The sequence below is a fragment of the Paracoccus ravus genome (assembly GCF_004522175.1).
In the GTDB taxonomy this organism is placed as follows: domain Bacteria; phylum Pseudomonadota; class Alphaproteobacteria; order Rhodobacterales; family Rhodobacteraceae; genus Paracoccus; species Paracoccus ravus.
The window spans coordinates 1-13359 of the sequence record NZ_SDEB01000047.1; the positions used below are offsets into that span (position 1 = coordinate 1).

A 13359-nucleotide genomic window follows, 5' to 3' on the forward strand; every position below is an offset into this window, starting at 1 on the left:
GAGTTCACACTCGCCGCCATCGCCCAAAACCTCCGGAAAATGACCACGCTCTGCCCGGCGACCGTGCCTTCGACACCGAGCGGTTGAGAAAACCGATCACGCGGTTGCCGAGCCTGAAAGGACCGCACTGAAAAGTGCGTCAGTCCCAGCCTCCGTTCAAAGCTCGTGCTCGAGTTTATCAACAGCATCCGGACCTTCCGGTCATTCGCTGCAACTGCAAACTCCACGCCGTTGCTGACTGGCGGATTGATAAGCAGGCCGGGGAGCCGACTGACGGCTGTGCGGCGTGGCAGCCGCAGCAAGTCATAGGAGCAGCCGTTCGGGCGCACCGCAGCGAGACCACAGCTGGTTTCGCCCCGAGGGGCGGAAGCCGACCGCCGCGCTGCGGCATGGCAATTGCGGCATAACCAAGAAAGCAGCCGCTCATGTCGGCCAGCACTGAATCGCTCCGAAGCTGAAGCCAAATCCCACGCAGTTCGGGGTACTCGCGACATTCCGTGTAACTATGAAAACCTCACTCCAGCAAAACTTGACGCTGACCGGTGCAGACGCCCCGAAAAGCAAAGGGATTACGCCATGCATCCCAGATGCGAGATGACTTTCAGGCGCCTGAAGGACGGGCGCCGCGTGGTCACCCCCTACGACAGATGTCCAAAAGTTTCGCCGGCGGCCATCATTCTCGCGGCAACTGTCATGTTCTGGCTATCAGCCATGAGCTTAGGTTTTCATTTTTACTTAGCGTTCGAGCTCACTGAGGCCAATTGCGGCGAGATCCCAAGCGCGCGAAGCGCGTTCAGAATCACGACGATGTCGATGGCCTCCTGAACAAGCGCCCCTTGCACGGGCAGTAGGTAACCGGTGGCCGCAGCAATCATACCCAGAACAGAGAGACCGATTCCGGCGACAACGCTCTGCAACGCAATCGTCCTAGCCCCTCGGGCGACCGCGATTCCGATGGCGATCCGCTCCACAAGGTCCACAAGAAGCACGACGTCCGCTGCTTCGGCCGAAGCAGCGGCGCCACGCGCACCCATGGCCACACCTACATTGCAGGCCGCCAATGCCGGGGCGTCGTTCACGCCGTCTCCGACCATCATCACCGGGCCGTTTCGACTTTCGACCTGCACCAGTTGCACCTTGCCTTCCGGTGTCAGGCCCGCATGAATACCGTCCAGGCCCAAGCCTCTGGCGATATGCCGGGCCACATCCTCGCGGTCTCCGGTCGCGAGCAGGATGCGGTCGATCCCTTGACTACGAAGCGTCCTCAGCATCTCTGCAGCGTCGTCGCGCAGCGGGTCGGACATGACGAGATTTCCAACCATACGGCCATCGACCGCGACCGCGACGGTCACCGATCCGGGCGCGACATCCGGTCTGGTAGCGACGTCACTCGCGTGGTTTGCCACGAAGCCGTCACCGCCGACGGTGACGTCGTGACCCTCGATCGAACCGCTCAGCCCCTCTCCGGCGTGCTCCGTGACGCGGAGTGGCATGGCCAGCGACAGGCCGCGCGCTTTCGCCGCCGCGACGAGCGCCTGCGCGACCGGATGCTTGGAGGCCTGATCGAGAGAGGCCGCAAAACGCAGGATCTCATCTTGAGCCATGCCGTTGCGGCTCTCGATCGAGACGATCTGCGGCCGCCCGTCGGTCAGAGTACCGGTCTTGTCGAGGATCAGCGTACGAATACGCGCCATCGCCTCGAGCGGACCCGCGCCCTTGACCAGAACCCCGAAATGGGCGGCGCGAGAGAGCCCCGCGACCAGAGCGACCGGAACGGCGAGGATCAGCGGGCAAGGCGTCGCCACGACCAGAACGGCGACGGCACGGATTGGGTCTCCGGAGAGCCACCACGCCGCGAGCGCAAGAGCCACGGTGATCGCGAGAAAGCCCAGCGACCAGCGGTCCGCAAGGCGGGACATCGGCGCCTTGGAGCGCTGCGCTTCCTCGACCAGCCGGACGATCCCGGCATAGGTGCTGCGGCTTGCGTCGCGCTCGGCAATCAGATCAAAGGCCTCGCCTGCATTTGTCGAACCGCTCAGCGCCTCGTCCCCCTGCGACAGGCGGACGGGCATGGATTCCCCGGTCAGGGCCGAGGTATCCACGAAAGCCACGGCCGAGGCGATCTGACCATCGACCGGCACCACATCCCCCTGCCGGATCAGCAGGCGATCCCCCGGTGCGATCCGCTTCAGCGGGATCTCTTCCAGACCACCCTTGCCATATCGGCTCGCGGTCCGCGGCACGCGCGAGAGCAGGTCGCGCATCTCGCGGCGGGCGCGGCCTTCGGCAAAGCCTTCGAGAAAAGTCCCGCCGGAATACATCACGGCGACGATCGCGGCGGCCAAAGTCTCGCCGAAAAGCAGGGCCGCCGACATGGACAGCGCCGCGACGATGTCCAGCCCGACTTCACCGCGCGCGAGGCAGCGCAGGATCTCGATGAGCAGTGCAGCCAGCACTGGCAGAGTGCCCGCAGTCCAAAGGGCAGCTGCCAGCTCGGGCCGTTGCGCCAGATGCGCAGCGAGGCCCAGAAACAGGCCGATGACAGAGATGCCCAGCAGAAGGGTCTTCAGGCGGTCTGATCGCTCCTTCTGCTGCACGGCTCTTCCTTGTTGCGGGGGCACAGGCCCCGGTCCTGAAGAATACGCTCCAATCCGGGTGATCCGCGGGCCTTGCGCATCCTTCCGCATGTGCAATGCCGCGTCGAGTCCATCTCGCAGCGGCTCTATGCCGCGCCTCATATTCTCGCCGGATTGCGGGCGCGGAAATCAAGGTTGAGCACCGCCATGTCGCCGACCAGCGCCGTCTCCATCGCGATGCCGTTGCGCTCGGCGGTCTTGGCCATGATCGTCAGCCCAAGCCCCGCCCCGGCCGAGCGCGCCGATTTGGCGAAGGTCTCGTGACGGAAGGCGGCCCCCCGCGCGACGCGATTGCGGATTTGCACGACTGGGCCCGCCCGTAGCGCAAGGCTTACCCCACCCGTCCCGTGCTCGACGGCATTGCGCAGCGCATTCCCGACCAGCAGGGCGACGGCGTCGGGATGGACATCGACGGGCGCGGCCTCGATGTCGCCATCGTCGAAGGTGACCGTGCCCGAGGGATGCTCGGCGATGATCAGGCGGATGATCCGCACCAGATCGCAGCCTGCCTCACCGTCGAGCCCCGCCTCGGCGCGCGAGAGTTGCAGCAGCCGCTCGACGATGCGCCCCAGCCGGTCGAGGGCCGCGACCATGCTGCGCGCCGATCTCGCATCCCCTGCCCCGGCCGCGATCAGCTGCGCCTGCGCCGAGGCCGCCGCAAGGGGTGTGCGCAGCTCATGGGCGGCATTCGTGGCGAATTGTCGCTCGGCCTCGATAAGACTGTGGATGCGCTGCAGATAGCCGTTCAGCGCCACGGGGATCGTGTGCAACTCTCGCGGCAGTCCCGCTTCGTCGAAGGGCGAAAGGTCGGTGGCGGGCCGGTCCTTCAGCGTGGCCGCAAAGTGCAAGGCCGGTCCCAGTGCGGCGGCAATGGCGTGACGCACGGTCAGGAGCACCACCAGAAGCACCGGCAGCATCAGGACGAGCAGCGCCTCGACGCTTTCCAAAAGCTCGTCATGCCGCCATTTGTCGCTTTGCCCGACCTCGACCACCAGCGCATCCGGCTCGCGTGTCAGGCGATAGACCCTCCAGCCGGGCAATTGATGCGCGCCGTCCTTCGCCTGAGGGGGCCAAGGCGCGGCGCTGATCTCAATGCCTTGGCGAATGATCCGGATGGCCGCGTCCTCATCGAGTCCGATCCCCGTCCCGTCTCCCCCCGAGACATAGGCCGAGGCCGCAACCTGCGCCGAAGCCTTCAGCGTCTCGTCGAGCAGCTCGGCCATCTCATGCGCAAAGACGAAGATCGCGATGCAAAGGCCGATCAGCCAGCCCAGACTGACCCCTAGGATCAGGCGGCGTGACAGGCGGCTCTGCAGCGACCAGCCGCGGCTCATTTGACGAGATAGCCCAATCCGCGCCGGGTTTCGATCAGATCCGCGCCGAGCTTGGCACGCAGACGCGAGACATAGACCTCGACGGCATTGCCCTCGATTTCGTCATCGAAGGAATAGAGCCTTTCCTCGAGCGCCTTGCGCGACATGACCCGGCCGCGCGCCGCCACCAGCGAGTCGAGCACGGCCCATTCCCGCGAGGTCAGCCGGACCTCTTCGGGGCCGCGAAACAACCGCCCGCCCGCGCGGTCCATGCGAAACTCGCCCAGCATGATCTGCCCCGAAGGATCGCCCCCCGCCCGGCGCACATGGGCGCGTAGCCGCGCTATGACCTCGCCCAGATCGAAAGGTTTGACGACATAGTCGTCCGCCCCGGCATCCAGCCCGTCGATCCTGTCGCTGATCTGGTCGCGGGCCGTGGCGATCACCACCGGCAGGCGCTCGCCCCGCGCCCGCAAGGCGCGCAGCAAGGTCAGGCCCGAGCCGTCGGGCAGCGCCAGATCCAGCAGCATGACGTCATATTCGGCGACATCCAGCGCGGCTTCGGCATCGGCGAGGCTCGGCGCAATATCCACCGCATGGCCGCAAGCCTCGAGATAGCGGCTGATCCCCTCGGCAAGATCGGGAGTGTCCTCGACCAGCAGAACCCGCATCGCTTCTCCGTCAGCAGCATCGGCGCATGACCGAATGCTAGCCGGGCGCGCGGATGATTTGCCACTGATTTTCCGCCCGCCGTCGCGCCTTCGTGAAGATCAGGCGCGCCGTCGTAAGGAAGGCGCAAGATTGGCGCGCGATTTCCCCAAAAGGAAAGAGCAACAGGTGGATTATGGACAGTGGTGAGAATGGCCCCGGCAGATCGGGGCAAGGCGCATGAGGATCGAGTTTGTCGACCGACATACCCCGGCATGGCGCCGTGGCGCGGCGCTGATCGAGGCGCATTTCAGCTCGGTCTATGCCGCCCGGATCTCGGTTCCGGCGATCCTTCTGGCGGTGGCGCATCTGCAGGATGGCCGGATCGGCGGCGCGGCGGGCATTCGCGGTTCCGAACAGGGCTTCTTCTCGGAGATCTATCTTGATCGCCCGATCGCCACGCTGCTCTCGGACAGAAGCGGCCAGAGGGTCGCGCCCGAGGAGATCCTTGAAGTCGTCTCGATGGCCTGCCCGCAGCCCCGCGCCACCCTTCCCCTGATCGAGGCCATCACCGAAGAAGGCCGCCGCCGCGGCAAAAGCTGGGGCATCTTTACCGCGACCACGCCGTTGATGCGCCTCTTGCGCCGCGTCGGTGTGCCGCTGATCGCGCTGGCCCCAGCCCGCCCCGACCGCCTGCCGCAAGCCGAAAGCTGGGGCAGCTATTACGCGACCGATCCCTGGGTCTGCGCCCTGCCCGACCAGGGGCGCTCGCTGCATTTCCTGCCCCGCCGCCCCGGATTGACCACGGAGTTCCGCCTGACATGAAACCGATCCTTGACGCGCTGGCCCGGCATGCCGCCGAACGCCCCGATGACATCGCCTTTCGCGAACCTTCACGCAGCATCAGCTGGGCCGCGCTTGCCCATGAAGTCGCCACGCGGGCCGCGGGCTTTCGCGAGGCCGGGCCGGTGCTGGGCCTCGCGCTCAGCGGCATAGACTATGTGATCGCCGATCTTGCCGCGACCCTTGCCGGTTGCCGGATCGTTCCAGTGCCTTCGTTTTTTTCCCCCGCTCAGGTGCAATTCCTGCTGCACGATGCCGGGGCTGCGCTGATCGACCGCCTGCCCGAGCCGCGCTTTCCGCCTTTGCCGCTGGATTATGCCTCAGGGGCCGAGCGGGTCATCTACACCTCGGGCACGACCGGCACGCCCAAGGGCGTGGTGCTGGGGGATCGCCAGTTGAACGCCTCGATCGCTGGGCTGGCGGCGGCCTTGCGACCGGATGCGGCGGATCGCTACCTGTCGGTGCTGCCGCAGGCGCAGCTGCTCGAACAGGTCTGCGGCCTCTTCCTGCCGGTTCTCGCCGGGGCCGAGGTCTTGATCAGCCCCGAGGGGTTTGCGGCCCTGAGCACGGGCGACGGATCTGGGCTGGCTTGCGCCGCCGAGGGCTTTCGTCCCACCATCACCGTTCTGGCCCCGCGCCAATTGACGCTTTGGGTGGCGGCGCTACAGCGGGGCGCGGCAAGCGCACCCGCCAGCCTGCGCTATGTCGCAGTGGGCGGCGCGCCCGTCTCGCCCGCATTGCTCGCAACCGCGCGGCAGCTCGGCCTGCCTGCCGCCGAGGGTTACGGCCTTTCCGAGGCTTGCTCGGTCGTCGCGCTGACCCCGCCCGACGCCGTCGCCCAAGGGTCCGCCATGCGCGTCCTTGACGGGGTCGCGCTCAGGATCGATCAGGGCGAGATCGTCGTCACGGGTTCCTCGGTCATGCAGGGATATCTGAACCGCGTGGCGGTGCAGGGCGAATGGCGAACCGGCGATCTGGGCCGGATCGAGAATGGCCGCCTGCGCGTCCTTGGCCGCCGCGACGCGATGATCCTGCGCCAAAGCGGGCGCAATATCGCCCCCGAATGGGTCGAGGCCGCGGCTCTGGCCGATCCCTCGGTGCCTTTTGCCGCGCTGGTGCAAACCTCGGGCGACCGGCTGGTCCTCGTGCTGGCTCCGGTCGCCGCCCCCCGGATGCAAGGGCTGATGGCCCGACTCGCCGATCTGCCCGCCTATGCCCGACCCGAGCATCTGCTGATCGTCGATCCCCGTCTGCCGGGCCTCATCCGCCCCTCCGGCAGCATGGACCGCAGCGTGGCGCGCGAACTGGCCGAGGCGCGGGACGCGGAATGGCTGCCTCTGACAGGCCCGCAGCATGAAAGGATGCAGGCATGAGCGGCAAGACCGTCCTGATCACCGGCGCGGGCGCGGGCATTGGCCGTGCGCTCGCCATCGAGGCCGACCGGCTTGGCCACAGCCTGATCCTCGCCGGACGGCGGGCAGAAACCCTGCGCGAAACCGCCAATGCCTTGCCCCGCCCGGCCCGGATCGTCGAGGCCGATGTCACCACCCCAGAGGGCCGCCGCGCGATCCGCGAGGCGGTGGCCAAGGCGGGGGGCCTCGACATCCTGATCAACAATGCGGGCAAGCTCGTCTCGGGCGGGATCGAGGCCTTGACCGATCCCGAATTGGATGCGCTGGTCGCAACGAATATCGCGGCCCCCGTCGCGCTGACCCGCGATCTGCTGCCCGCCCTAACCGCGCGGCGCGGGCAGGTGGTGAATATCGGCTCGGTCTTCGGCGATATCGCCTTCCCCTATTTCGCCCCCTATTCCGCCAGCAAATTCGCGCTGCGCGGCTTTTCCGAGGCGCTGCGCCGCGAGCTTGCGCCGCGCGGCATCGCGGTGACCTATATCGCCCCCCGCGCCACCCGAACCGCCGCCGCCGACAATTTCGGCGCGCTGGTCGGCCCGATGGCGATGACGCTGGACGATCCCGCCGCGGTCGCCCGGCATGCCTGGCGCGCGATCTCGGCGCGCCGCCGTGAGCAATTCCCGCCCAGCCGCGAGCGTTTTTTCGTCGCCTTGCAGCGGCTGCGGCCACAGCTGATCGACCGCGCGCTTGCGAAGCTCGCGGGCGATCCCGCCGTCGTTGCCGCGGCGCGTCGAAATCCTGAAGCAGGAGAAACCTGATGAAATACAATATTCTCCGCCGCGCCGATCATGCTGCGGGCCTCGCCGATGCCGGGCTGCTCGCGGCGATCCGCGACGACCTGACCCGCGACGGCTGGACCTTGCTGCGTGGCTTCGGGCCAAGCATGGCGGAATTCGCAGGGCTGGTCGGCACGCTGTGCTCGCGCGTGACCTTCGATCCGGCGCGCAGCCACAGCAGCGACCGGACGCAGATGGTGGATGCGGGCCTCGGGCCGATCGGCCTGCATATCGAGAACGGCAACACGCCGCGCTGCCCCGACATCGTCACCTTCTTCGCCGAGCGCGCCGCCTTCGAGGGCTCGCAGACCACGATCTGCGACGGCGCCATGTTGTGGCAGGCCTTCGACGGCGAGCGCAAGGCGCGCTGGTCGCAGAGCATGACGGTCGAGCGCGTCCTGCCGGAACTGCTCTGGAAGCGCTATCTCGCCAATGAGCATCCCGCGATCTCGCACCCCGAAGAGGTCCGGATGGAGCATGTCCTGCAGTTCCAGCAGGCGGTTCCGGGCCAGAGCTTCGAGCTGCACGAGGATGGCTCGCTGACCTACCGCCTGACGCTCGATCCGGTGCGGGCCTCGGTCTTCAGCGGCGCGCGCGGTTTCGCCAACGCCGTGCTGGGGCCGTCGCACAATTACCAGCCGCCGCGCTACCGGCTCGCGGATGGCAGCGAGGTGACCGCGGGCGAGATCGAGGAGATCCGCGCCATCGCCGAGGACGTCACCCACGAGATCAACTGGCAGGACGGCGACATCGCCGTGCTCGACAATACCCGCGTCATGCATGGCCGCCGCGCCATCGCCGACGCCGACCGCAACCTGTTCATCGGCATGGGCTCGCTCTGAGCCGCACAAAGGAGAACCGAATGAAACATTATCGCAGGATCGCCGCCCTCGGCCTTGCCGCCACGCTTTTGGGCGGCGCGGCGCTGGCCATGCCGGGCGGCAGCGTGCCCGCCTCGGGGCGGCTCAGCTTCGATGTCATCCGCAAGGGCAAGGATATCGGCGATTACAGTCTGCGCTTCCAGCAGAAGGGCGACGGGTTGGTGGTCAATGTCAGGACCGATGTCGCGGTCAAGGTGCCGGTGATTGGCGTCTCGGCCTATCGCTTCGAGCAGACCAGCACCGAGAACTGGAGCGGCGGCAAGCTGCAGTCCCTGAGCTCGAAGACCAATGACAATGGCAAGGCGCATGACATCCATGTCGGCCCCAGCCCGCTGATCCCGGCCAGCCTGTGGAACGCCGATATCGTCAAGTCGCGCAAGGTGCTGAACACGATCGATTCCAGCACCGACGCGATCTCGGTGCGCAATCTGGGCGGCGAGAGCATCGCGACCGGACATGGCAAGGTCAGCGCCACGCATTACGCGCTGTCGGGCGGCCTCAACCGCGATCTGTGGTTCGACGGCGCGGGTCAACTGGTCCATGTCCGTTTCGCCGCCGAGGATGGCTCGACCATCGATTACGTCCTGCGCTGAATTCCGCCTTGCGCGCCCGATTGTAAGCGGCGCGCAAGGTGGGTCCGGCACCAAGTCACTGCTGCAACCCTGATCCAAAGGAAAAACATCATGCGAAAATTCCTGATCCTGACCGTCGCCGTCCTGACCGCGGCCCCTGCCCTCGCGGCGGATCGCTGCGACGTGGACAAGGCGAAATGGCGCCCGGTCGAGGAGCTCAAGGCCGAGCTGGCCTCGAAGGGCTGGACCGTCTCGAACGTCAAGGAAGAGGACGGCTGCTACGAGGTCTATGGCAAGGATGCCAGCGGCAAGCGGGTCGAGATCTTCTTCGACCCCGCGACCTTCGAGGAGAAGGGCTCCGATGACTGAGCTTCGGGAAGGGGCCGAAGTCCGGGTCTGGGACCGCTTCGTGCGCATCTTCCATTGGTCGCTGGCCAGCCTGATCGGGCTGGCATGGCTGACCGAGGACGGGCCGAAATGGCTGCATGAGGGCGCGGGCTATGTCATCATGGCCCTGCTCGTGGCGCGCATCGTCTGGGGCTTCATCGGCCCCCGCCATGCCCGTTTCAGCGATTTCGTGCGCGGTCCCGGCAGGGTGATCGCCCATTTGCGCGACCTCGCGCACGGGCGAGAGCGGCGCTATTTGGGCCACAATCCGGCCGGAGGCTGGATGATCGTCGCCCTGATCGCGACGATCGCGGCGACCACGCTGACCGGCTGGTTGCAGACCACCGACCGCTTCTGGGGCTCGTCGGCGATGGAGGAGATCCACGAGACGCTGGCCGTCCTGATCCTGGTCCTGCTCGCCGGGCATCTCTGCGGTGTCCTCGTCGAGAGCCTGCGGCATGGCGAGAACCTCGTGCGCGCGATGATCACCGGGAAGAAACGACCGCTTTCCACCTCCCCGACAGCGACCGAATAGATCCCCCTGCCCGAAAGATTTCTCTATTATCCACGAGAAAAAGCAGGGCAGTCGTGAATGCGGTGCCTGCTTGCCTCTCGACCGCCTCGACGACGCCATGACGTAATTGCTTCCTGTTCGGAGCCACCAGCCAATCTTCTGGGTTATGACCCAAAGCGAGGCCACATCATGATAACCGAACTGAAGTCCGTCCGCGACGTCTGGAAGAAGATGCCCACCGAGCGCCACGCACGGCTCTTTCTCGAGAACGCCATCTGGGGCGATGACCGGTTCTGTCCACACTGCGGTAGCCTCAGATCACGCCCGCTTCGCGGAGCGTCCGTCCGCCCCGGTCTGTATCAGTGCAGTGAGAAGGAGTGCCGCAGCCAGTTCACCGTAACGACCAGGACGCCACTCCATGCGACTAAGCTCGACCTGCGGATCTGGATTGCGGCGATGTTCCACGTACTGACATCCTCCAAGGGCATCTGATCGGTCGTGATGTCGCGCATCCTGGGCGTGAACCAGAAGACAGCATGGAAGCTCGGCCACGCCATCCGCGAGATGATGGACGATCGGCAGGGGGTCGCAAGGCGGTTGTCGGGGGTCGTCGAGTTCGACGAAGCCTTCATCGGCGGCAAGCCGAAGTTCGGCCATGGCTTCAAGAACAAGCGTGGGCGGGGGACAGGCAAACCGATTGCCCTCGTCGCTGCCGCGAGGAATGGCCAGGCTCGGGCGGTCCTGATCCCGAATACGCAAGGGCGCTCGATGAGCCCCATCATGGAGGACTGGATTGATCCGGCCTCAGGGATCATTAATGACAAGAACTACCAGCTACAGCAAGATTGGCACGTCGTTCGCGAACCATCTGACTGTGCAGCACAACAAGCGCCAGTATGCCAACAAAAAGACCGGCGCGCATATCAACACCGTGGAGGCTGTGAACGCGGTTGTCCAGCGAGCCATCATCGGTGTGTATCATCGCCTGGGGCGGAAGCATCTCCAGCGATATCTGGACAAGATCATCTGGCGGTGGAACCACCGTGTGCCAGAGACAAAAGTGCGAAAACGCAAGTCTTCATCTGGCCTCCCGTCGACCGAGACCAGGACGGTCTGGAAGCCGATCCCCGTCGTGGATCAGATGCGCGGCCTGCTCTGCGTGGCGGTCGGCCGCCAGATGAGGCGCACGCCCTCATGGGGGCTTCGGTGGCCATGACCCGACCTCGGCGAAGGACTGATGGGAGCCTATCCAGGACATTGCCATGTTTGACCTGCCAAAGTCCCGGCGATAAACATCTGGCGGTCAACCGGAAGGAACGCCCTGTCTTGCCAGAGGTGGAACTGCACAGCCGCAGAGACGAGGTGACCCTGCGGTCGCGTCCCGACTTCTATGGCATCGAGACCCTGTCGGCGCGCTACCTGAAGCAGACCTTCAAGCCCCACGCTCACGACGAGTACCTCTTCGGCGTGATCGACGGCGGCGTCCATGCCGTCTGGTGCCGCGGCGAGATGCACCGGGTGCCGCGGGGCTCGGTCGTCACGATGCGTCCGGGCGACATTCATCACGGCGGCGCAGGGAGCGAGACCGGCTGGCGGCAGCGAATGCTCTACATTCCCGAAGCCGGTATGCGGGCGCTGGTGAAAGACATCACCGGGCGCGTGCCCACCGGAACGCTTGATTTCGGCGCGGCCTTCCATGCCCGACCCGATCTGGCGCAGAGATTTTCCAACCTGCACGAGGCCCTGCACGCTTCGATTCTGCGACTGTCCGGGGACGTGGCGCTCGATACGCTGCTCCGCGCGCTCCTGCGGGAACTGGCGCCTCAGCTTTCTGCGTCGGAACCGCAGAGCGAAGGGCGGATCGCCGATGCGGTCGACTTTCTGGACAGCCACGTCGAGGAGGATGTCTCGCTCGGCGAGTTGTGCCGGATCGCCGGTCTGCGGCGGAGACAAACGATCGAGGCCTTCCGGCGCGTCACTGGCCTGCCACCCCACGCCTGGCACCTGCAGAGGAAGGTCCTTCTGGTGAAACGCTTACTCCGCACGGGCCTATCTCCGGCAGCAGCGGCTGCGCAGGCAGGCTTTGCGGACCAGAGCCACATGGGCCGCCACTTCCGGGCCATCGTCGGCATCACCCCCGCCGCCTTCGCCAAGGGCTGACACCGCGTTTTCGTTCTATATCGCGACGCACCCGCCGGCCTATCTCACCGTGATTTCACACGGGAAACGGAGGTCAAGGTGGCGGTATCGGAAAGTTTCATGGCACGGCGGACAACGCTCTGGGCGGATCTGGCAGTGCTCGGCGTGGCGCTGGTTTGGGGCGCGAGCTACCCCGTGGCCAAGGGAGCGCTGACACATATGCCGGTGCTTCTGCTGATCTTCTACCGCTTTGCGTTGACCGCGGTGGTGATGACCGCAGTGGCCCACCGTGACCTGCGCGCGGCACCCCGGCGAGATCTATCGGCGGGAGCAGTGCTTGGAGCCATCCTCTGCGCCATCTTCCTGGCTGAGACATGGGGCGTGTCGATGACCACGGCGACCAATACCGCGCTCATCATCTCGCTCTGCACCATCTTCACGCCCTTCCTCGAGTTCGGACTACAGCGAAAGCTACCTCCTGCAGGGGTGATGATGGGAGCGGTCGTGGCGGTGATCGGCGTCATGGTGCTGTCGGGCGGCATGGGCGCGCTCGGTGCGGGAGATCTGCTGGTTCTCTGCGCCGCCGGTCTCCGCGCGGTGATGGTGGTGTCAACCAAGCGCCTGATGGAAGGCAGCCGCCTCTCCTCTGCCGCGCTGACTGCGGTGCAGGCCGCCACCGTCGCGGGGCTGACCATGGCGCTGCTTCTGGGCCAATCTGGGCCGATGGGGCTCCTCGTCCGGGCCGATGTCGCTGCCTGGGGCGCGGTGACGTTCCTGTCGCTCTTTTGCACGGTGGGTGCCTTCTACGTGCAGAACGCGGCGGTCCGCCGCACCAGCCCCACGCGCGTCGGCTTCCTGATGGGAACGGAGCCGCTGTTCGGCTTCGCGCTGGCCTGGGCGCTTCTGTCCGAGCCCGCGACCCCGGCGGCGCTGCTCGGCGCTGCGCTGATCGTGACCGGCACCTTTCTTGGCCTCTGGGTGGAGAAGCTAAGCTGATCTTCAAGAGATTGCTCGCCGGGTCTGTTCGGATGCCTGCTGCATTCCGCGAATGCTGTCGCATACAAGCCCGGCTCGTCTCCTGCTATTTCTCGTGGATAATAGGGAAAGATTTTTGCGCCCCAGCGGCAGTCAGGCGCTCAGCCGGACCGCCGCCGTTCATGCGCGGGATAGACTTGGCCCGCATCGATCTCGCGGCGCTCTGCGCCGTCGCAGGCGCAGGTCGTTTCCGGAGCAAGGGT

At 66.0% G+C, this 13359-nt stretch carries 12 protein-coding genes and 2 pseudogenes; 11 read left to right on the forward strand and 3 right to left on the reverse strand.

The genetic code is table 11. The features are described from left to right. Window positions 1–591 precede the first annotated feature (591 nt). Window positions 592–705, forward strand: a pseudogene (locus ESZ60_RS19645) (IS5/IS1182 family transposase); the annotation flags it as partial. A gap of 26 nt (window positions 706–731) precedes the next feature. Here ESZ60_RS19645 and ESZ60_RS19650 read toward each other — a convergent pair. From ESZ60_RS19650 to ESZ60_RS19660, 3 genes are all read right to left on the reverse strand, one after another. Next, window positions 732–2597 (reverse strand): heavy metal translocating P-type ATPase, encoded by a 1866-nt coding sequence (locus ESZ60_RS19650; RefSeq protein WP_245155794.1) that lies wholly within the window; start codon window positions 2595–2597, stop codon window positions 732–734. A 137-nt stretch (window positions 2598–2734) separates the two neighbouring features. Continuing rightward, the gene (locus tag ESZ60_RS19655; protein ID WP_134682368.1) at window positions 2735–3970 is read right to left on the reverse strand and encodes a sensor histidine kinase; all 1236 of its coding nucleotides are present in this window, start codon (window positions 3968–3970) and stop codon (window positions 2735–2737) included. Continuing rightward, the gene (locus ESZ60_RS19660) at window positions 3967–4620 is read right to left on the reverse strand and encodes a response regulator transcription factor (protein ID WP_134682369.1); all 654 of its coding nucleotides are present in this window, start codon (window positions 4618–4620) and stop codon (window positions 3967–3969) included. The genes ESZ60_RS19655 and ESZ60_RS19660 overlap by 4 nt, the downstream gene beginning before the upstream one ends. A gap of 217 nt (window positions 4621–4837) precedes the next feature. Between ESZ60_RS19660 and ESZ60_RS19665 the strand changes: the two genes are divergently transcribed. From ESZ60_RS19665 to ESZ60_RS19710, 10 genes and pseudogenes are all read left to right on the forward strand, one after another. Beyond that, window positions 4838–5422, forward strand: a complete 585-nt coding sequence (locus ESZ60_RS19665; protein ID WP_134682370.1) for a thermostable hemolysin — start codon at window positions 4838–4840, stop codon at window positions 5420–5422. Beyond that, the gene (locus ESZ60_RS19670) at window positions 5419–6813 is read left to right on the forward strand and encodes an AMP-binding protein (RefSeq protein WP_134682371.1); all 1395 of its coding nucleotides are present in this window, start codon (window positions 5419–5421) and stop codon (window positions 6811–6813) included. Before ESZ60_RS19665 ends, ESZ60_RS19670 begins: the two co-directional genes overlap by 4 nt. After that, window positions 6810–7610 (forward strand): SDR family NAD(P)-dependent oxidoreductase, encoded by an 801-nt coding sequence (locus ESZ60_RS19675; protein WP_134682372.1) that lies wholly within the window; start codon window positions 6810–6812, stop codon window positions 7608–7610. Before ESZ60_RS19670 ends, ESZ60_RS19675 begins: the two co-directional genes overlap by 4 nt. Then, on the forward strand, window positions 7610–8470 hold the full coding sequence (locus tag ESZ60_RS19680) for a TauD/TfdA family dioxygenase (protein ID WP_134682373.1): 861 nt from the start codon (window positions 7610–7612) through the stop codon (window positions 8468–8470). Before ESZ60_RS19675 ends, ESZ60_RS19680 begins: the two co-directional genes overlap by 1 nt. Window positions 8471–8490: 20 nt before the next feature. Further along, window positions 8491–9102 (forward strand): DUF6134 family protein, encoded by a 612-nt coding sequence (locus ESZ60_RS19685; protein ID WP_134682374.1) that lies wholly within the window; start codon window positions 8491–8493, stop codon window positions 9100–9102. Window positions 9103–9192: 90 nt separating this feature from the next. Then, window positions 9193–9450 (forward strand): PepSY domain-containing protein, encoded by a 258-nt coding sequence (locus ESZ60_RS19690; RefSeq protein ID WP_134682375.1) that lies wholly within the window; start codon window positions 9193–9195, stop codon window positions 9448–9450. Beyond that, complete coding sequence (locus ESZ60_RS19695; protein ID WP_134682376.1) at window positions 9443–10003, forward strand: cytochrome b/b6 domain-containing protein; 561 nt, start codon at window positions 9443–9445, stop codon at window positions 10001–10003. The genes ESZ60_RS19690 and ESZ60_RS19695 overlap by 8 nt, the downstream gene beginning before the upstream one ends. Before the next feature lie 168 nt (window positions 10004–10171). Further along, a pseudogene (locus tag ESZ60_RS21750) lies at window positions 10172–11198 on the forward strand (IS1595 family transposase). Window positions 11199–11317: 119 nt separating this feature from the next. Then, on the forward strand, window positions 11318–12142 hold the full coding sequence (locus tag ESZ60_RS19705) for an AraC family transcriptional regulator (RefSeq protein ID WP_245155796.1): 825 nt from the start codon (window positions 11318–11320) through the stop codon (window positions 12140–12142). A gap of 99 nt (window positions 12143–12241) precedes the next feature. Further along, window positions 12242–13117 (forward strand): DMT family transporter, encoded by an 876-nt coding sequence (locus ESZ60_RS19710; RefSeq protein WP_134682377.1) that lies wholly within the window; start codon window positions 12242–12244, stop codon window positions 13115–13117. Window positions 13118–13359 lie beyond the last annotated feature (242 nt).